Source organism: Acidovorax sp. FHTAMBA (assembly GCF_038958875.1).
Taxonomy (GTDB): Bacteria; Pseudomonadota; Gammaproteobacteria; order Burkholderiales; family Burkholderiaceae_C; genus Acidovorax.
Window position 1 is genome coordinate 3,793,015 of sequence record NZ_CP152407.1, and the last position, 19,365, is coordinate 3,812,379.

General features: G+C 66.3%; 15 protein-coding genes and 1 pseudogene. 9 read left to right on the forward strand and 7 right to left on the reverse strand.

The window, feature by feature from the left end; translation table 11 throughout:
• Positions 1-23 precede the first annotated feature (23 nt).
• The gene (gene murJ, locus AAFF19_RS17720) at positions 24-1,589 is read right to left on the reverse strand and encodes a murein biosynthesis integral membrane protein MurJ (RefSeq protein ID WP_342720681.1); all 1,566 of its coding nucleotides are present in this window, start codon (positions 1,587-1,589) and stop codon (positions 24-26) included.
• 201 nt (positions 1,590-1,790) lie between these two features.
• Between murJ and rpsT the strand changes: the two genes are divergently transcribed.
• Positions 1,791-2,093, forward strand: a complete 303-nt coding sequence (rpsT, locus tag AAFF19_RS17725) for a 30S ribosomal protein S20 (protein ID WP_008905691.1) — start codon at positions 1,791-1,793, stop codon at positions 2,091-2,093.
• Positions 2,094-2,277: 184 nt separating this feature from the next.
• Positions 2,278-2,814, forward strand: a complete 537-nt coding sequence (locus AAFF19_RS17730; protein WP_342720682.1) for a hypothetical protein — start codon at positions 2,278-2,280, stop codon at positions 2,812-2,814.
• Positions 2,815-2,870: 56 nt separating this feature from the next.
• Here AAFF19_RS17730 and AAFF19_RS17735 read toward each other — a convergent pair whose 3' ends face one another.
• Complete coding sequence (locus AAFF19_RS17735) at positions 2,871-3,197, reverse strand: DUF3579 domain-containing protein (protein WP_008905759.1); 327 nt, start codon at positions 3,195-3,197, stop codon at positions 2,871-2,873.
• A 262-nt stretch (positions 3,198-3,459) separates the two neighbouring features.
• On the opposite strand from AAFF19_RS17735, the gene AAFF19_RS17740 reads away from it, so the two are divergent.
• The 6 genes from AAFF19_RS17740 (at position 3,460) to kynA (ending at position 9,461) form a co-directional block, all read left to right on the forward strand.
• On the forward strand, positions 3,460-4,656 hold the full coding sequence (locus AAFF19_RS17740; protein WP_008905760.1) for an aspartate aminotransferase family protein: 1,197 nt from the start codon (positions 3,460-3,462) through the stop codon (positions 4,654-4,656).
• 25 nt (positions 4,657-4,681) lie between these two features.
• The gene (argF, locus tag AAFF19_RS17745) at positions 4,682-5,602 is read left to right on the forward strand and encodes an ornithine carbamoyltransferase (RefSeq protein ID WP_182119862.1); all 921 of its coding nucleotides are present in this window, start codon (positions 4,682-4,684) and stop codon (positions 5,600-5,602) included.
• Between the two features lie 128 nt (positions 5,603-5,730).
• Complete coding sequence (locus tag AAFF19_RS17750; protein WP_342720683.1) at positions 5,731-6,306, forward strand: hypothetical protein; 576 nt, start codon at positions 5,731-5,733, stop codon at positions 6,304-6,306.
• Between the two features lie 75 nt (positions 6,307-6,381).
• Positions 6,382-7,032, forward strand: coding sequence for an arylformamidase (gene kynB, locus AAFF19_RS17755; RefSeq protein WP_342720684.1), 651 nt, complete (start codon positions 6,382-6,384; stop codon positions 7,030-7,032).
• An 88-nt stretch (positions 7,033-7,120) separates the two neighbouring features.
• Positions 7,121-8,431, forward strand: a complete 1,311-nt coding sequence (kynU, locus tag AAFF19_RS17760; RefSeq protein ID WP_342720685.1) for a kynureninase — start codon at positions 7,121-7,123, stop codon at positions 8,429-8,431.
• Positions 8,432-8,573: 142 nt separating this feature from the next.
• The gene (kynA, locus tag AAFF19_RS17765; protein WP_008905765.1) at positions 8,574-9,461 is read left to right on the forward strand and encodes a tryptophan 2,3-dioxygenase; all 888 of its coding nucleotides are present in this window, start codon (positions 8,574-8,576) and stop codon (positions 9,459-9,461) included.
• 97 nt (positions 9,462-9,558) lie between these two features.
• Here the strand turns inward: kynA and AAFF19_RS17770 are convergent, their stop codons facing one another.
• Positions 9,559-10,560 carry a DUF3395 domain-containing protein gene (locus AAFF19_RS17770; protein ID WP_342720686.1) on the reverse strand — a complete coding sequence of 334 codons (1,002 nt, stop codon included), beginning with the start codon at positions 10,558-10,560 and terminating at the stop codon, positions 9,559-9,561.
• Between the two features lie 224 nt (positions 10,561-10,784).
• On the opposite strand from AAFF19_RS17770, the gene AAFF19_RS17775 reads away from it, so the two are divergent.
• Positions 10,785-12,017: an MFS transporter gene (locus AAFF19_RS17775; protein ID WP_342720687.1), complete on the forward strand. Its 1,233-nt coding sequence runs from the start codon at positions 10,785-10,787 to the stop codon at positions 12,015-12,017.
• An 89-nt stretch (positions 12,018-12,106) separates the two neighbouring features.
• Here AAFF19_RS17775 and AAFF19_RS17780 read toward each other — a convergent pair whose 3' ends face one another.
• From AAFF19_RS17780 to AAFF19_RS17795, 4 genes and pseudogenes are all read right to left on the reverse strand, one after another.
• On the reverse strand, positions 12,107-13,318 hold the full coding sequence (locus AAFF19_RS17780) for an FAD-dependent monooxygenase (RefSeq protein WP_342720688.1): 1,212 nt from the start codon (positions 13,316-13,318) through the stop codon (positions 12,107-12,109).
• 58 nt (positions 13,319-13,376) lie between these two features.
• Positions 13,377-15,890 (reverse strand): EAL domain-containing protein, encoded by a 2,514-nt coding sequence (locus tag AAFF19_RS17785; protein ID WP_342720689.1) that lies wholly within the window; start codon positions 15,888-15,890, stop codon positions 13,377-13,379.
• A pseudogene (locus AAFF19_RS17790) lies at positions 15,887-17,641 on the reverse strand (EAL domain-containing protein); the annotation flags it as partial. The pseudogene AAFF19_RS17790 and the gene AAFF19_RS17785, both read right to left, overlap by 4 nt.
• Before the next feature lie 18 nt (positions 17,642-17,659).
• Positions 17,660-19,207 (reverse strand): MASE3 domain-containing protein, encoded by a 1,548-nt coding sequence (locus AAFF19_RS17795; RefSeq protein WP_342720690.1) that lies wholly within the window; start codon positions 19,205-19,207, stop codon positions 17,660-17,662.
• Positions 19,208-19,365: the final 158 nt, after the last annotated feature.

The window sequence follows — 19,365 nt, forward strand, 5'->3', positions numbered from 1 at the left end:
CAGGCGGTGGCGCTCCAGGCCCATCAGCGCCGCAGCATCTTGCGCAGCTGGAGGCCCGCCGCCCACAGCGCGCCAAAGTACAGCAAGGCTGCCGCAGCCATCAGTGCCGCCAGCAAGCCCGCGCGCTGCAGGGACTGTGCCTTCATCCCCACCCAGTCAAAATGCTGGGAGCTCCACACCAGCAACACCGCCAGCAGCGCACTGGCTGCCACCACCTGCAGGGCGAACTTGCCCCAGCCCGGCAGTGGCTGGTAGCTGCCGCGCCGCAGCAGCCCCACCAGCAGCCACAGGGCGTTGATGAGCGCGCCCAGGCCAATCGACAGGGCCAGGCCCGCGTGGGCAATCAGCGGCACCAGCGCAATATTGAGCAGCTGGGTAATGACCAGCACCACGATGGCGATCTTGACCGGCGTGCGTACATCCTGGCTGGCGTAGTAACCCGGCGCCAGCACCTTGATGGCCACGATGCCCAGCAGCCCCGCGCCATAGCCCGACAGCGCCACGGCAATCTGCCCCACATCACTGTCTGCCAGCTTGCCGTGGTGGAACAGCGTGGCCACCAGTGGTGTGGAAAACGTGAGCAGCGCCACCGCACAGGGCACGGCCAGCAGCACCACAATGCGCAGGCCCCAGTCGAGCATGGCCGAGTACTTTTCGGCATCACCCGCGGCCTTGGCGGCCGTGAGCTGCGGGGTCAGCACCACGCCCAGGGCCACACCCAGAAGCGCGGTCGGGAACTCCATGAGCCGGTCGGCATAAAAAAGCCAGGTCACGCTGCCGGGCGTGAGGTAAGACGCAATCTGTGTGTTGATCATCAGCGAGATCTGCGCCACCCCCACCCCCAGCAGGATCGGGCCCATGAGCATCAGCACGCGCCGCACGCCGGGCTCTGCCCAGGCGGCACGGATGGCGCCCCAGGTCATGCCGATGCGCGGCACCAGCCCCAGCCGCGCCAGCGCAGGCACCTGCACGGCCAGCTGCAGCACGCCGCCCAGCATCACGCCCCCCGCCATGGCAAAAATGGGCTCGATCCCCCGCGCCTGGAGCTGCGGTGCCCCCAGCCAGGCGGCGGCGATCATGCAGAGATTAAGCAGCACCGGCGAGGCAGCCGGTACGGCAAAGTGCTTCCAGGTATTGAGAATGCCCGCCGACAGCGCGACCATGGACATGAATCCGATGTAGGGGAACATGAAGCGCGTCATGAGCACGGCAGCGTCATAGGCCTCGCCACTGTGGCGCAGGCCGCTGGCCAGTGCCCAGACCAGCACGGGGGCGCCCAGCACACCAAGGATGCAGGTCAGCAACAGCACCCAGGCCAGTACGGTGGCCACGGCCGCGATGAGCTGGCGCGTGGCCTCGTCACCCTGCTGCGCCTTGGTGGTGGCCAGCACTGGCACAAAGGCCTGGCTGAAGGCCCCTTCGGCAAACAGACGGCGAAACAGGTTGGGGATGCGAAAGGCGACGTTGAAAGCATCCGTCAGGGCATTGGCCCCGAACAGGGTGGCCATCAAGAGGTCGCGCACCAGGCCCGTCACGCGGGAGGCCAGGGTCAGCAGGGAAACGGTAGAGGCGGCTTTGGACAGAGACACCGCCGGGAGTGTATTCCCCCTGAGCCGCTTCGCGTCTTCCCCCAGAGGGGGACGCACCCGGTGGCCTGGCAGAGCCAGTTCCACGGGTGCGCTGGCGATGGGGCTGCGCCAGTTTCGGGGGTTGGGATTGGATGCGGAAACCCGCTGGGCTATAATCGCTGGCTTTGCTGGCATCATCCACAGACCTCAAGGAACTCAACAATGGCATCCGCTAAACCCAAGAAGAAGAACCCGCGCCTGGCGTCGGGCCGCAAGCGCGTCCGTCAGGACATCAAGCTCAACGCTGCGAACACCTCGCTGCGCTCCAAATACCGTACCGCTGTCAAGAACGTCGAAAAGGCGGTTCTGGCTGGCGACAAGACCAAGGCGACCGAACTGTTCGCCAAGATGCAAGCCGTGGTGGACACCGTGGCTGACAAGGGCATCTTCCACAAGAACAAGGCAGCTCGTGACAAGAGCCGTCTGTCTGCCAAGGTGAAAGCCCTGGCTCTGGCAGCCGCCTGACCCACCTCTCCGCCTGCTCCGGCAGGCAAACAGCCCGAACGGCATGTGCCGTTCGCCGTTTGTAACGGGTGCGCTGCCAGCAAAAAAAGAACGACAAGACCGCCTTCGGGCGGTTTTTTCGTTTCAGCGGTCCATCACAGCGCCCACGCTACATTGCGGGTGCATCACTTCCGACCCCCTGCCCATGATCCTGCGTCAGAAGTCCGCACTGGACGGCTTCACCTGCGAGTTTCTGGATGACGCCCGCAGCCAGGTGCGGGGTGGGTTCAGCTACGCGTGGTTTTCGCAGGCCAAAAATGCCCGATTGCGCGTCTACAGCGCCGAAGATGCTGCCAAAGGCGACATTCAGATGCACCTGAACGGCAGCGCCTGGAGGGTGCGGCACCTGTATCTGAGCCGCGGGCACCTCAGCAACATCCGCTACACACTCGAAACAGCCGACGAGACAGTCCACGCGCAGGTGGATGTGTTGGGCAAAAGCGCGGGGCAACGGTTGCCGCGCATCCTGATGACGCAGCCCATGCAGGCCGAGGTCGGTACCTCCTCGGGCTGGATCAAAAGGAACTTCCCGGTCACTGAAAGCGTCACGCGAATGCCCCTGGGCTGCATCCGCGAGCCTTCGGCCATCACCTTCAAACGCGAATTGCTGATCGAACTGCCCGGCGTTGAGCCGCCGGTGGCCGCGTTCTTGTCGGTGGTAGCGCTCATCGTGCGCTACTGAGCAGCGCGGCCTGTAGCCCCCGGCAACGCAGGCCCCAAGCCTGCTGCGGCGCGGTATCAGGGCTTTGGAAGCGGGGGGGTGTCCGGCAGCAGGCAGGCCTCGGCCACCTGCAGGTTGTTGTCCCGGGCAAAGTTCAACACAAAATCCCAGGCCATGGGCTCGTGGTCGCGCAGATCGCGGTTCACCACCACACACTTGACCCCATTGAGCGTGGTGGGAATGCACCAGGGCGAATAGCTCAGATGGCTGCCAGGCCTTGCCCCGCCCGGCCGGAAGCTGCTCATCACCCCGGCCAGCCGCTCGGCCCAGTCGCTGGGGCGAAAGGTTTTCCCGTCGTGGGTGATGCCCTGGATGAAGACTTCTTTGGAGGTGGGGGAAACCATCGGGGATTGGAGTGGTAACAAGAACGTGCAGCCACGTTCTCAAAGCGCCAGACACAGGATCGCTGCATGCTGCACCGCAGCGCAACATTCTAACTCTTATATAAGAGCTGGCTCCCTAATCCCTTCAGCGGGCTGCACAACCACCGCGCGATGGGATTAGCGCCCGCATTGCAGTGATGCGCAATCGTCAACAGCCCCTTCCCTTGCGCCCCCTAGAATCGTGCTTCGCTTTTTTGCCACCGTACCGTCTGGAGATTTCCGAATGACCGCTTCCATCCCGGCAGCTTCGCCCCACGTGATGAACACCTATGGTCGCGTACCCATTGCGCTGGCCCGTGGGCAAGGCTGCCGCGTGTGGGATGTGAACGGCAAGGAATACCTGGACGGCCTGGGTGGCATCGCCGTGAACACGCTGGGGCACAACCACGCCAAGCTGGTGCCTGCACTGCAGGACCAGATCACCAAGCTCATCCACACCTCCAACTACTACCACGTGCCCCTGCAAGAGCAACTGGCCGCCAAGCTGGTGCAGCTGTCGGGCATGACCAACGTGTTCTTCTGCAACTCGGGCCTGGAGGCCAACGAGGCTGCGCTCAAGATCGCACGCAAGTTTGGCGTGGACAAGGGCATCGCCAAGCCGGAGATCGTGGTGTACGAACGCGCCTTCCACGGCCGCTCGATTGCCACCATGTCCGCCACGGGCAACCCCAAGATCCACAGCGGCTTCGGCCCCTTGGTCGAAGGCTTCATTCGCGTGCCGATGAATGATATCGACGCCATCAAAAAAGCCACCGAAGGCAACCCCAACGTGGTGGCCGTGTTCTTTGAAACCATCCAGGGCGAAGGCGGCATCAACCCGATGCGTGCGGAATACCTGCAGCAGCTGCGCAAGCTGTGCGACGAGCGCGACTGGCTGATGATGATCGACGAAGTGCAGTGCGGCGTGGGCCGCACCGGCAAGTGGTTTGCCCACCAGTGGGCCGGCATCGTGCCCGACGTCATGCCCCTGGCCAAAGGCCTGGGCTCGGGCGTGCCGATTGGCGCAGTGGTGGCGGGCCCCAAGGCGGCCAACGTGCTGCAGCCGGGCAACCACGGCACCACCTTTGGCGGCAACCCGCTGGCCATGCGATCCGGTGTGGAAACCATCCGCATCATGGAAGAAGACGGCCTGCTGCAAAACGCCGCCCAGGTGGGCGACCACCTGCGGGCAGCGCTGCAGCGCGAGCTGGGCAGCCTGCCCGGCGTGAAGGAGATTCGCGGCCAGGGCCTGATGCTGGGCATCGAACTGAACAAACCCTGTGGCGCGCTGATTGGCCGTGCGGCCGAGGCAGGCCTGCTGCTGTCGGTCACGGCCGACACCGTGATCCGCCTGGTTCCCCCGCTGATCCTGACCACCGCCGAGGCCGACGAGATCGTGGCCAAGCTGACCCCGCTGGTCAAAGCCATCCTGGCCGAGTAACCGGCCGGCACCGAGACACACGCCCATGAAACACTACCTGCAGTTCAACGACCTCAACGCTGACGAATACACCTACCTGTTCGAGCGCGCCGCGCTCATCAAGAAGAAGTTCAAGGCCTACGAAAAGCACCACCCGCTGGTGGACCGCACCCTGGCCATGATTTTCGAAAAAGCCAGCACACGCACGCGCGTCAGCTTTGAGGCCGGCATGTACCAGCTCGGTGGCAGCGTGGTGCACCTGACCACCGGTGACAGCCAGCTGGGCCGCGCCGAGCCCATCGAGGACAGCGCCAAGGTCATCAGCCGCATGGTGGACCTGGTGATGATCCGCACCTTCGAGCAGACCAAGATCGAGCGTTTTGCGCAGCATTCGCGCGTGCCCGTCATCAACGGCCTGACCAACGAATTCCACCCCTGCCAGATCCTGGCCGACATCTTCACCTTCATCGAGCACCGTGGCTCCATAAAGGGCAAGACGGTGGCGTGGGTGGGCGACGGCAACAACATGGCCAACACCTGGCTGCAGGCCGCTGCATTGCTAGGGTTCAAGGTGCATGTGAGCACCCCCCGTGGTTATGAAATTGATGAGAAATTGGCCGTTGGCGCTGGTGGGACAAGCGCCAGTAGCTATCAATTTTTTAGCAACCCGCTCGAAGCCTGCCAGGGCGCCGACCTGGTCACCACCGACGTCTGGACCAGCATGGGCTACGAGGCCGAGAACGAAGAGCGCAAGAAGGCGTTTGCCGACTGGTGCGTGGATGCCGAGATGATGGCCGCCGCCAAGCCTGATGCGCTGTTCATGCACTGCCTTCCCGCGCACCGGGGCGAGGAAGTCGAGGCGGATGTGATCGATGGACCGCAGTCCGTGGTGTGGGATGAGGCAGAAAACAGGATGCACGTGCAGAAGGCACTCATGGAGTACCTTCTGCTCGGCCGCATAGCCTGATTTTTTGGCTCTCCATGCCTTGGCGTCGCCAGCCCGCCCACAGCGCTGAACTGTTGGCACACTGGGCATTGCTGGGCCAAGCACTCGGCCGGGATACACCGGCGTGGCGTAAAGAGGGGCGACGGCTTGTGCTCAGCTGGGCACGCTGGCCGCGCGCCTACCACGATACCACCCACCTCTGGGCCTGCCTGCGGCATTGGCACGTGGTGCAGGATCAGCAACCCGCCACACTCGACAACCCCCACGCTGTTGCGCTGGCCCTGTGGTATCACGATGCCATTTACTGGCCGTGGAGCAAACACAACGAAGAGCGCAGCGCCGACTGGGCAAGCCGCTTCATCCTGGGCCAGGGTCTACCCGCCACGCTGGCGCAAACCGTGCACCAGCACATTCTGGACACCCGCCACTCCCCCGGCCCGCTCACAGGCGATGCGCAATGGGTGGTCGATATCGACCTGGCCATCCTCGGCCAGAGCGATGCGGTGTACCGCCAGTTCGAGCGCAACGTCCGCCGCGAATACTTCTTTGTGCGCTGGCCGCGTTACGTGGCGGGGCGCAGTGCGGTGCTGCAGGGGTTTCTGGCGCGGCCGCGCATCTACGGCACAGAGTTTTTTCAAGAGCGCCACGAAGCCCAGGCCCGCATCAACCTCACCCACGCGCTGAACGCGCTGGCGGCCGGGTCCGTGTACGGCGCCGATTGTTGAGGCCTCAACAAAAACCGCCGGGCTGTTGGAAATAACCGACACCACGGGTTTTACGGGACATGCAAACTTTGTCCCATGCCAACGCCTTCCCCCTCCACCGCCCACCGGCTCTGGGACATCTCGCCGCCCGTGCACGCGGGCAGCCCCGTGTTCCCCGGCGACACGGCCTACAGCCAGCAGTGGTGCGCCACCATCGGCCCCGGCTGTCCGGTGAACGTGAGCGCGATCACCCTGTCGCCGCATGTGGGCGCGCATGCCGACGCGCCGCTGCACTATGACGAAAGCGGCGCCACCATTGGCGATGTATCGCTGGACGCATTCCTAGGGCCCTGCCGCGTGATCCACGCCATCGGCTGCGGCCCGCTGATCGAGTGGCGGCACATCGCCCATGCTTTGAACAGCGCCCTGCCCCCGCGCGTGCTGGTGCGCACCTACGCCACAGCCCCCGAGCACTGGGACGGCCAGCTCACCGCCTTTGCCCCCGACACCATCGAGCGCCTTGCCGACCACGGCGTGCTGCTGGTGGGCATCGACACCGCCAGCATCGACCCGGCCGACAGCAAGACACTGGACAGCCACCAGGTCATCCGCAGGCGGGGCCTGCGCGTGCTGGAGAACCTGGTGCTCGACGCCGTGCCCGAGGGCGACTACGAACTGATCGCGCTGCCGCTCAAGCTGACCACCGCCGACGCATCGCCCGTGCGCGCCGTGCTGCGAGCGCTCTGACTACGGCCATTTCAAGACTTTTTGGCCTCTAGCGCTTATCCCATAAGCGCCAACCGCTATCAAAACAGAAGCAATCAACCCAACCAATATGACGATAACCCTTGAAGACTGCCGCACCCTGGATGCGCAAGACCCGCTCGCCCCGCTGCGCGAGCACTTCAGCCTGCCTGCGGGCGTGATTTACCTGGACGGCAATTCGCTGGGCGTGTTGCCGAAGGCTGCCGCCGCCCGTGTGGCCGACGTGGTGGCGCGCGAATGGGGCACGGACCTCATCAAGTCGTGGAACACCGCCAGCTGGTTCGACCTGCCCCAGCGCCTGGGCAACCAGCTGGCCCCGCTGATCGGCGCGGCCCCCCATGAGGTGGTGTGCACAGACAGCACCTCCATCAACCTCTACAAGGTGCTGAGCGCGGCGCTGAACATTGCGCGCGAAGACAGCCCCGCCCGCAAGCGCATCGTGAGCGAGCGCAGCAACTTCCCTACCGACCTCTATATTGCCGAAGGCCTGTGCAAGGAACGCGGGCTGGAGCTGGTGCTGGTAGAGCCCGATGAGATCACCACAGCGCTGACCTCCGACGTGGCCGTGCTGATGCTCACCCACGTGAACTACCGCACCGGCGCCATGCACGACATGGCCGCCATCACCGCCGCCGCGCACGCGCAGGGCATTTTGTGCGTGTGGGACCTGGCGCACAGCGCAGGCGCGGTGCCGGTGGACTTGAACGGCGCGGGCGCTGATTTCTCGATTGGCTGCGGCTACAAGTATTTGAACGGTGGCCCCGGCGCACCGGCCTTTGTGTGGGTGCACCCGCGCCATGCTGACCGCTTCTGGCAACCACTTTCGGGCTGGTGGGGCCATGCCGCACCTTTTGCCTTTACGCCAGATTACCAACCCGCCCCGGGCATCACACGCTACCTGTGTGGAACGCAGCCCATCATCAGCCTGTCGGCGCTTCAGTGCGGGCTGGATGTGTTCACGGCAGCCGATGCACTGGGCGGCATGGCGGCACTGCGCACCAAATCCCTGGCGCTCACCGACCTGTTCATCCAGCTGGTGGAGGAACGCTGCGCAGGCCACGGCCTGGGCCTGGCCACGCCGCGTGCGCATGCACAGCGCGGCTCGCAGGTGTGCCTGACGCGCGACGAAGGCGCGGGCGTCAATGGCCAGGGCAGCGGCGCCTACGCCATCGTGCAGGCGCTGATTGCGCGCGGTGTGATCGGCGACTTCCGAAAAGGTGACGGTGGAAAGGGCCCACACAAGGACATCCTGCGTTTTGGCTTCACGCCGCTGTACATCGGTTTCGAAGACGTATGGAACGCGGTGGAGCATCTGCGCCAAGTGCTGGAAAGCGGCGATTGGCAAAAGCCCGAGTTCAACCAGACGCACGCGGTGACCTGAGGCCTGTCGGCATCCAAAAACACCTCAACCCGTTCACACTGAGCTTGTCGAAGTGCCGCGCAAGGCTTCGACAGGCTCAGCCCGAACGGCTCTGATTGATCGAGCGCTCCGTGTGAAACGGCGCGAACGCAGGAGACCCACCATGTGCCCCTTTTCCCAAACCACCGTCCCCGCCAGCGACACGCCGGCCGCCGCCCTGCCCGAATCCATCGTGCGCGAAGAGCGCGCCCAGCTCGACTTCAGCAAGTCGATGAGCTACGGCGACTACCTGCAGCTCGACGCCATCCTCACCGCGCAAAAGCCGCTCTCGCCCGCGCACGACGAGATGCTGTTCATCGTGCAGCACCAGACCAGCGAGCTGTGGATGAAGCTCATGCTGCACGAGCTGCGTGCGGCCATTGGCCACATTGCGCGCGACGAGCTGCCGCCCGCGTTCAAGATGCTGGCACGGGTCAGCAAGATCATGGAGCAGCTGGTGCACGCCTGGGACGTGCTGGCCACCATGACACCGCCCGAGTACAGCGCCATGCGGCCGTACCTGGGCCAGTCCAGCGGCTTCCAGAGCTACCAGTACCGCTGCATCGAGTTCTCGATGGGCAACAAGAACCGCGCCATGCTCCGGCCCCACGAGCACCGCGCCGACCTGCTGGCGCTGGTGCAGGCGGCGTACGAGGCCCCTTCGCTGTACGACGAGGCCCTGCGCCTGCTGGCCCGACGTGGCCTGCCCATGCCGGCCAGCCACACCGAGCGCGACTGGAGAGAGCCCTATGTGGAAAACGACGCGGTGGAGCAGGCCTGGCTCACCGTGTACCGCAACCCCGAGAAGCACTGGGACCTGTACCAGCTGGGCGAGGAGCTGACCGACCTGGAAGACGCCTTCCGCCTCTGGCGATTCCGCCACGTGACCACGGTGGAGCGCGTGATCGGCTTCAAGCGCGGCACGGGTGGCACGGGCGGGGTGAGTTACTTGCGCAAGATGCTGGACGTGGTGCTGTTCCCCGAGATCTGGAAGCTGCGCACGGACCTGTAGCGCAAAAAAAGGGCTGCTCACCGCGGTGAGCAGCCCTGCCTGATCGGTTCATCACAGAAGATCGCCCGGCCAATGCAAGGGCACCGGCCGTGCTGCGTCAGGGAAGGACGAGATCGTCGCCCTCGCGCACGCTGGCCTGCTGCTGGCGGCCGCCCAGCGAGTAGGTCACCCAAAGCGTCTTGGTCACCCGGGGCGCAGGGTCACAGCGGCACAGGTCGTTGGTCACGCGCACCTCCAGACGGTCGTCGCGCACGATGGAGCGCAGCTGCCCCGTCACATCGACCATGCGGCCCTCGGCGCCGTATGCGGCGTTCAGCACCACCAGCGCATTGCGTTGTGGATCCCGGTAGCCACCGCCCTGCGGGTAGGCGCCCGGGTTCACCACGCCGTTCCAGCCACCGTTCCAGCCTTCACGGCCCCAGTTGCCGCCGGTCCAGCCGCTGAAGCGGCCGCCGTCAATGGTTTTGCCCTCGGCATATTCCAGCAGCTGGGTCTGACCGTCGCGGTCACGCACATAAATGCGCAGGGTCTTGATTTTGTAGGGATGGGGGTCCACGCCAAAGGTGTCGTTGGTGAGGTGGATGGCGCGGTCATTGCGGGCCAGTTCGCGCAGGCGCTGCGTCACGTCGACATGGCGCTCGGGCGTGCCATAGACGGCTTGCAGGATGCTGAGCTCACCGTCATCGCGGCCACGGTTGTTTCGGCCTTCATTACCTTGCCAGCCCTGGTTGCGACCGCCCTGGCCCCATCTTCCGCCACGCCAGCCGATGAACTGGGAACCGTCCACGGTGGCGCCCTCACGGTACTCGAACGTCCGCGTCGCGCCGTCCCGCCCGCGGGCGTAAATGCGCAACGCCTTGGTGCGGCCACGGTCCGGGTCGGCGCCAAAGACTTCGTTGGTGACGCGGAAGGTCTGGTCGCTGCGGGCAAGCTGCCGCAGCCGGTCCGTCACGTCCACATTGCTCTCCAGCGTGCCATAGCGCGCGCCGAGGATCTGGTAGCTGCCTTCGTCGCGCGGCTGGGCCGTGGCGGAGGTTGTCAGCCCGAAAAACAACAACAGCACGGCCCAGAAGCCGTGAAAGGGATGGCGAAGCAACATGGAAACCTCCTTGAATGGCAGGCCGGTCACGTGCAGACACAACAACGGCCGGTGTGCACACGATTCCACGCCGGTCTCGTCACGTCAATAGGACGGTGCCTTGGGGGTCTGTGGGACACCACCTGCGTGGCACCTGTGCAGCAGGGGCGTCGGCGGGGCGATGTTGCGGGCCCTGTGGGCGACAGCCGATCTGGCGCAGGGCTGGTAGCCTTGGCTGCATGCCGATGACCGCTTCGCAAACGCCCGCCCCGCTGATCTCCCCGCGCAACGCCTGGTGGATGTTGCTGGCACTTGTGTCGGGCTTTGCGCTGAGCCAGGCGTTTCGCACGGTCACGGCCATCATGGCCACGGGCCTGCGGGCAGAGTTCGGCCTGTCGGCCCAGGCGCTGGGCGTGTTTGCAGGGGCGTTTGCTTTTGCCTTCGGCACCATGCAGCTCTTCATGGGGATCGGCATTGACCTGTATGGCGTGCGGCGCACGCTGCTGGTGGCGTTTCCGCTGGCAATTGCAGGCGCTGTGCTGTCGGCGCTGGCACCGGGTTATGGCGGGGTGCTGCTGGGGCAGGTGCTGATCGGCGTGGGCTGCGCGCCCGCCTTTCTGGTGTGCACGGTGTTCATTGCGCGCTACTTTCCGGCCCGCCGGTTTGCCATGGTCTCGGGCGTGGCGATGGGTGTGGGCGGGCTGGGCATGCTGTTCACGGGAACGCCGCTGGCGTGGCTGGTGCAGCAGTCGTCGTGGCGCATGGGGTTTGCGGTGCTGGCAGGGCTGGCCACGCTGGCGTGGCTGCTGATCTTCTGGAAAGTGCACGAGCCAGCGCAGCCCGCCCACGGTGCGCCCCCGCGCGAATCGGTGCTGCAGGCGGTGCGCGGCTTTGGCGCGCTGTTCCTGCTGCCGCACACCGCGGGCATCATGCTGCTGGCGCTGACGACATATGCGTCGTTCCTCACCTTGCGGGGCCTGTGGCTGGGGCCGCTGCTGATCGAGCGGCACGGCTACTCGCTGGTGGCCAGCGGCAACGTGGCCATGCTGTCGTCGCTGGTGTCGCTGTTCACCCCGGCGCTGTTCGGGCGGCTCGACCCGGGGCCGGGCGCCCGGCGCCGCTGGATCACCGGCTTCACGGTGCTGCTGGCAACGCTCTTTGGCGCCATCGGCCTGCTGCATGCCGAGTGGCTGGACGTGGCAGGCTCCATTGCCGTGGGCATGCTGTCGGGCTACATGGTGCTGCAGTATTCGGACGTGCGGTCGGCCTACGCCCCCGCCGTCACCGGGCGCGCGATGGCGGTGTTCACCATGGCGCTTTTCCTGGGCGTGGCGCTGATGCAGTGGGTCACCGGTGTGGCCGCTTCCATCGCAGCCGCGCAGGGGGCCGATCCGTATGTGGCGGTGATGCTGACCATTGCGGGCATGCTGGCCGCCGGGGCCTTGGCGTTTCGGTGCCTGCCCGCGCCCGCACGCTGACGGCGCTGGCCTGAGAAAAGATCATCAAAAACAGGCTCCAGCGCTTATCCAGCAAGCGCCAGAAGCTATGTTTTATGTAGCAATTTGCACTACAGCGAACTGGCACTCGAGCCATCGCCCCGGTACAGCCAGGGAACATCCAGCAAGCGTTCGCCCAGCAGCCGCAACGACACGTCCCGCCCCCAGCGCACCAGCCCGGTGGCATGAAAGATGCGGCCGTTGCGGGTGGAGCGTGCCTGCACGCGTGCATTGCGCTGCCAGCGGTTGAGTGCGTAGCGCCTCAGGCGCAGCGGCACGTCCAGGTCGTGCATCGACAGCGCACGCTGCAGTTCGGCAGCGTCTTCAATGGCCATGCCCGCGCCCTGCGCCAGGTAGGGGCGCATGGGGTGTGCGGCATCGCCCAGCAGGGCCAACAGGCCCTGCGCCATCTCGTGGGCGCCCTGCACCGGCGGGCGGTCACACAGCGGCCACAGGCGCCAGCCGGGCGCCCCGGCCGTGCCGACGCTGCGCACCACATCCTGCAGGGCCGTGCAGGTGCCTTGCAGGGCGTGGTCCAGGCCCGCCGCGTTGGCGGCATGGTCCCAGTTTTCCAGGTCCTGCGGCGCGGGGCCTTGCACGATCACAACGATGTTCTGCAGCTCCCCCCGGCGCACCGGGTATTGCACCGCATGCAGGCGCGGGCCCAGCCACGCCGTGACCTGGGCGGTGCGCAGCGCATCGGGCAGCGCATGCTGCGGCACCAGCGCCCGGTAGGCCAGGTGGCCCGTCACGCGGGGTGGCACGGCACCCAGAAGCTGGGTGCGGGTGCGGCTCCACAGCCCGTCAGCCCCGATGAGTGCGTCGCCCTCCAGCTCCTTGCCGCGGCTGGTGCGCACGGTGACCACGCCATCGGCATCGGCAAAGCTGTCTATCGCATGCTCCAGGTGCAGTTGCGTGTCGGTGTATTTGGTCAGAGCCGACAGCAGCAGCCCGTGCAGATCGGCCCGGTGGATGGTGGCGTAGGCTGCGCCGTAACGCTCCACGGCGGTCGATCCGAGCGGCAGCACGGCCAGTTCCTGGCCACTGACTGCATTGCGCACCTGCAGGCGGCCGGGAAACGCAGCCACCGCCTGCAGGGGCTGCTGCAGGCCCCATGCCTGCAGGCGGCGCACCACGTTGGGGCCGATCTGCACACCCGCCCCTACTTCACTGAAAGCGGCAGCGCGCTCGTACAGCCGCACATCCCACCCCGCGCGCGATGCGCCCAGCGCAGCGGCCAAGCCCCCAATGCCGCCGCCGGCAACCAACACCTGTTTTTTCATGGGTGGCATTGTGCCGCGCACCAGGGCGCGGCCAGATGACTTGCGGGTATTTCAGGTTTCAGGGCAAGGGCCGAAGCGCGCGCTCCAGCAGTTCAGGCGCCATGGGGCGGCCGAACAAATAGCCCTGGAAAGCCTGGCAGCCGTGGCGCTGCAGAAACTCGAGCTGGAACGCGGTTTCCACGCCCTCGGCCACCACGGCCAGGTCCAGGCTCTGCGCCAGCGCCAAAATGGTGCGCACGATGGCGGCATCATTCGGATCGCTTTGCAGGTCGCGCACAAAGCTCTTGTCGATCTTGAGCTGGTCGAGCGGCAGGCGCTTGAGGTAGCTCAGGCTCGAATAGCCGGTGCCAAAGTCATCCAGCGAAAAACCCACGCCGTAGCGGCGCAGGTGCTCCATGCGCGAGATCACGTCTTCCACATCGGTGAGCAGCAAGCTCTCGGTCAGCTCCAGCTTGAGCTGCTCGGGGTTGGCGCCGCTGGCCTGCAGGGCGCCCAGCACCTGTTCCACAAAATCGGGCTGCCGGAACTGCCGCACGCTCACGTTCACCGACAGGAAGAACCTGCGTGTGAGCGCGCTGCGCGACCAGGCCACCAGCTGGGCGCAGGCGGCCTCCAGCACCCACTGCCCGATGGGAAGGATCAGCCCGGTCTGCTCGGCCAGCCCGATGAACTCGGCAGGCATGACGACGCCGCGCTGCGGGTGATTCCAGCGCACCAGCGCCTCTGCGCCCAGCAGCCGCCCTTCACCATCCACCACCGGCTGGTAGTGCAGCATGAGTTCGTTGTCGTGCAGGCTGCGGCGCAATTCGGCCTCCAGCGCCGCGCGGCTGCTGACGGCCGCCTGCATGTCGGGGTCGAAAAACCGCTGGGTGTTGCGGCCGGCGGCTTTGGCCTCGTACATCGCCAGGTCGGCATGCTTGAGCAGTTCGTCCACGCTGCTCGCCTTGTCGCCAAACAGGGCAATGCCGATGCTGGGGGTGCTGTGGTGGCTGGTTGCGCCCAGGGCGTAGGGCTTGCCCAGGGCCTCGGCGATGTGGCGTGCCACCAGTGCAGCCTCGCTGCTGGCCTGGGTGACATCGGCGCTGAGTCCTTCCACCAGCACCACGAACTCGTCGCCGCCAAAGCGGGCCACCGTATCCACATCGCGCACACAGGCGGCCAGCCGCTGGGCTGCCTGCACCAGCAGCTGGTCACCGGTGTCGTGGCCCAGCGTGTCGTTGAGGTCCTTGAAATTGTCCAGATCAATGAAAAACAGCGCCCCCTGCGCGCCGGAGCGCGCCACCGCTGCGGTGGCGCACTGCAGCCGGTCCACCAGCAGGCGGCGGTTGGGCAGGCCGGTCAGTGCGTCGTAAAACGCCAGCCGCTCGATCTGGCTTTCCACGCGCTTGCGTTCGGTGATGTCGCGCCCCACGCCGCGGTAGCCGCGCAGGGCGCCCTGCGCGTCAAACACCGGCACGCCACTGACCGATATCCAGTGCATGCTGCCATCGGGCCGCTGGCGTTGTATCTCCAGGTCACGAAAGGGCTGATGGGCCTGCAGCACGGCCCGGTGCGCGGCCCAGTCGGCCTCGGTCATGTTGAGGGCGCCGATCTCCCACCGCGTGCGCCCCATCACGCTGGTCAGCGGTATGCCGTTGACGCTGAGGTCGCCCGCCAGCTGCACAAAGCGGCCTTCTGCGTCGTGCTCCCAGTACCAGTCGGAGGAAAGATCGCTCAGCGAGCGAAATCGCGCCTCGCTCTCGCGCAACTCGTTTTCCACGCGCACGTAGTCGCTCACGTCGGCAAAGGTGCGCACCAGGCTGCCGTCGGGCAGCTCCGTGGTGCGCACTTCAAACGTGCGGCCATCGCGTGTGGTGCGCCAGTAAACGTCTGGCGCGGGGGCCACGGCCCCTCCGGCCACATACCCATAACCGCGCTGGTCCACCAGGCTGTGGCCCTCGCCGAAGTCGCCGCGCTCGGACTGGATGCGGGTCAGGTCCGCCAGCGTGGGGCGCTTGGCCATCAGCGATTCGGGCAGGTTCAGCAGCTCGAGCACCCGCTGGTTGTAGACGATGATGCTGCCGTCCGGCCCGGTCTTGAAGATGCCCTGGCTCATGCTGGCCAGGGTGACCTGCAACGCGGAGCGTTGCTCCTGCAGCAGCGTCAGCGCCTCCTGCCAGATGCGGGCATCCACCATGCGCACAGGCTGGCCCTGGCCCTGCGTTCGCTGCAGGAGCACGGCCAGGCGGTGCAGCAGTTCGCCCAGATGGGCCACCCCATCGGCCTCCCGCACGATGTAGTCGCCCAGTCCGCAGCGAAAGGCCCGCGCGGCCAGTGCCTCCTGGTGGCCGTCGATGCACATCAGCACCGGGCGGCCCGCACACAGCGCCAGCACGCCCGGAAGGTCCTGAACCGAGGGCTGCAGGCACAGCACCACGGCGTCCCAGGCATGCGATGCCAGCGGGGCGCGTGCCGCATCCGGGTTGGGGCTGTTCACCACCTGCCAGCCCGGCTGGCGTTCTTCCAGAAGCCGCCGCGCGGCCGCCGCGTGCAGCGCATCGCTGTCCACCCACAGAATGGCAGGCGCGCTCATGGTCCGCCGCTTTCGCTGGTGGCGCCAGGCGCCACGCCTTCCGGCACCAGCCGGTGCTCACGCACAAACACATCGATGGGGACGGGCCGCCCAAACAGATACCCCTGAAACCCCTCGCACCCGTGCAGCCGCAAAAACGACAGCTGCCCCGTCGTCTCCACCCCCTCGGCCACCACCTGCAGGTCCAGGCTCATCGCCAGCGCCAATATGGTGCGCACGATCGCCGCGTCGTTGGGGTCACTGAGCACGTCCCGCACAAAGCTCTGGTCGATCTTGACCTGGTCGAGCGGCAGCCGCTTGAGGTAGGAAAGGGACGAGTACCCGGTGCCAAAGTCATCCAGCGCAAAGCCCACGCCTTCGCTTTTGAGTTGCACCATGCGCGCGATGGTGTCTTCGATGTCCCCCAGCAGCAGGCTTTCGGTGAGTTCCAGCTTGAGTTTGGCCGGTTCTGCGTGGTGCTCTTTGAGGGTCTGCAGCACTTCGGCCACGAAGCCGGGTTGCCGGAACTGCCGGGCGCTGACGTTGACGGAGATGCAAAGGTGGGCGGTGGCTTCGTGCTGGCTCCAGCGCTGCAGCTGTGCGCAGGCGGTTCTGAGGACGTATTGGCCCAGCGGGAGGATGAGGCCGGTCTGTTCGGCCAGGGGGATGAAGTCGCCGGGGCTGATCATGCCGCGCTGGGGGTGGCGCCAGCGCACCAGGGCTTCTGCGCCCAGAAGGCGCGACTGGTGGTCCACGACGGGCTGGTAGTGCACCAGCAGCTCGCCCCGGGCCAGGCCCTGGCGCAGGTCGGCTTCCAGGTTGGAGCGGGCGTTCACGGCGGCCTGCATGTCGGGGTCGAAGAAGCGCTGGGTGTTGCGGCCTGCGGCCTTGGCCTGGTACATGGCCAGGTCTGCGCGTTTGAGGAGTTCGTCCACCGACAGGCGTTCGTCGCCAAAGAGGGTGATGCCGATGCTGGGGGTGCTGTAGTGCTGGGCACCGTCCAGGTCAAACGGCTGGTTCAGGCTGGCCAGGAGTTTCTCGGCCACGGTTTCTGCCTGGGTGGCGGCGTCTTGCAGGTCGGGGGCCAGGGTTTCGAGCATGACGACGAATTCGTCGCCGCCAAAGCGGGCCACGGTGTCGGCTTCGCGCACGCAGCCCACCAGCCGGGTGGCCACCTGGGCGAGCAGCTGGTCGCCCACGTCGTGGCCGAGGGTGTCGTTCAGATCCTTGAAGTTGTCGAGGTCGATGAACAGCAGGGCGCCCAGGGCCTTGGTGCGCTGGCAGGCGGCGATGGAGCGCTGCAGACGGTCCAGCAGCAGGCGTCGGTTGGGCAGGCCGGTGAGGGCGTCGTAGAAGGCCAGGCGTTCGATTTCCTGCTCTGCACGCTTGCGGTCCGTGATGTCGCGGCACACGCCCAGCACACCGGTCACGCGGCCCGTCAGGTCGCGAATGGGGGTCTTGATGGTCTCGAACTGGCCCTGGTAGCCGTCTTCGGCAAACGTGAGCGTTTCTTCATACACCAGCGGCTGCCAGGCCTGCATGGCGCGCAGGTCGTATTTGCGAAAGCGCGCTGCCACTTCCGGCGCATTCAGGTCAATGTCGCTGCGGCCCACGATCTCTTGCTCTGGCCGCCCCGCAAAACGCTCGAACACCGGGTTGACCGACAGGTACACACCATCGGCATCCTTGAGGAACACCATGTCGGGTATGGCGCTGACCACACTGGTCAGCCGGGCCTTCTGTTCGGCCAGCTCCGCCTCGACCCGCTTGAGCCCGGTGAGATCGTAGGCCTACACCACAACGGCAGGCACACCCTGCTCGCCCACCGTTTCCGGGGCGATGGTGGTATGGCGCACCTGTATGCCATCCGGTCCTTCAATGCGGTTTTCAAACACCGTGGTCTGGCCGGAGAACGCCTTGTCGAAATGTGGCTGCATGCGCTGCATCAGCGCGGGCGGCAGCACTTCCTGCAACCGCTGACCCTGCAGTTCGTCCGCAGAGCGGCGCAGCCATGCAGCCTGCTGCTCGTTCACATACATCACCCGCATGTCGCGGTCGATCCGGGCGACGCCGCCGGGCACCTGGCGCAGCATGGCGGCCATGAGCGCTTCCTTGGCGTGCGCCGCCTCCTCGGCTTCGTGGTGGGCAGTGATGTCGGTCTGCACGCCATCCCACACCACGCGCCCGTCGTCGAGCCCGCGAGGCGACGAGCTCAGATGCATCCAGCGCACCTGACCATCGGTGCGGCGCACGCGAAAAACCGCCTCCATGCTGCTCATCGTCAGAAATGATTCGCGCTCGGCTTGGCGCAGGCGGCCGATGTCCTCAGCAAGCACCTGGCGGTAGAGCACCTTGGGGTCGTCCATGACGTCCTGCGCGCGCACGCCGTTGAGGCGCTCGACGGCATCGCCCATGTGCGCGAAACGGGTCCGGCCGTCCACCTCCCGCACCACCTGGAACAGCACACTGTGGGGCAGGTTGCGCCCCAGCAGGGTCAGGCGCCCCTCGCTCTCGCGCAGCCGGCGCTCGGCCTCCTGCACCCGCGCAAACGGCAGCCGGATACCGGCATCGAACACGGCCTGGTACAGCAGCGCGTAGGCCACCACCCGCAGCGCATGGGCCAGCGGCCCGCCTACCTGCGAGTGGCCGCCCAGCAGCCCCACGGTGAGCTCACCGCACAGAAAAGCCAGCGCAGCCCAAGCAAAAACGCGTTCGCGCGGCCCGTTGCCACGGTGCAGCCAGACGGCCGCCACGGCCAGCCCGGCCGCCAGCGTGAATGCCAGGTACTGCCGCAACCCGCCGCCTGCCGCTGCAGCAAACCAGCCCGGCAGGGGCCCCAAGGCAGAAACCAGCAGCAGCAGGAGACCGGCGCCCGCTGCCGCCAGCCACGCCTTGGGCGGGCCGGGCAGTGCCGTGCGTGCCGCCGTGAGCACGAGCGTGATGACCTCCACCACCCGCGCCCAGCTGCTGAGCCACAGGGAGATGTTGGCCGACCCCGAAGGCATGTGCACGGGCGTGGAATGCGCGAGGACACCGTGGAGGAAGTTGCAGGCTGCGGCGATGCCAAAGCCCACCACCAGCACATTGGCACGCTGCTGCTCGGACGCTTCGAGCGTGTGCAGCGAGACCGAGACGACCAGCAGCCCCAGCAACACGGCCACCAGCTCCATGAACGGCTCCAGACCGTGCTGTGTCTGGGCGCCCTCGCCCAGCATCCTGCCCATCGGCACCATCACCAATGCCAGCGACGCCACGACCAGCACCACGGTCAGCGCCGGGGCGTCCGCCAGCGGCCAGCGCGCACGCCGGGGCCGTGGGGAATTGTTCGTATGCGGCATGGTGGCGGGCGGGGGTGGGCAGACTGGCGGAAGGTGTTTCCAACAAGTGTATCTAGGAGTAAGACCTCCACCAGTAGCCCCGGATTTTTGCGCCCTGCGCACCCCGGCAGCGTGCGGGTTTTCCTCGACACCCCCAAAAAAAACGGGGCCGAGGCCCC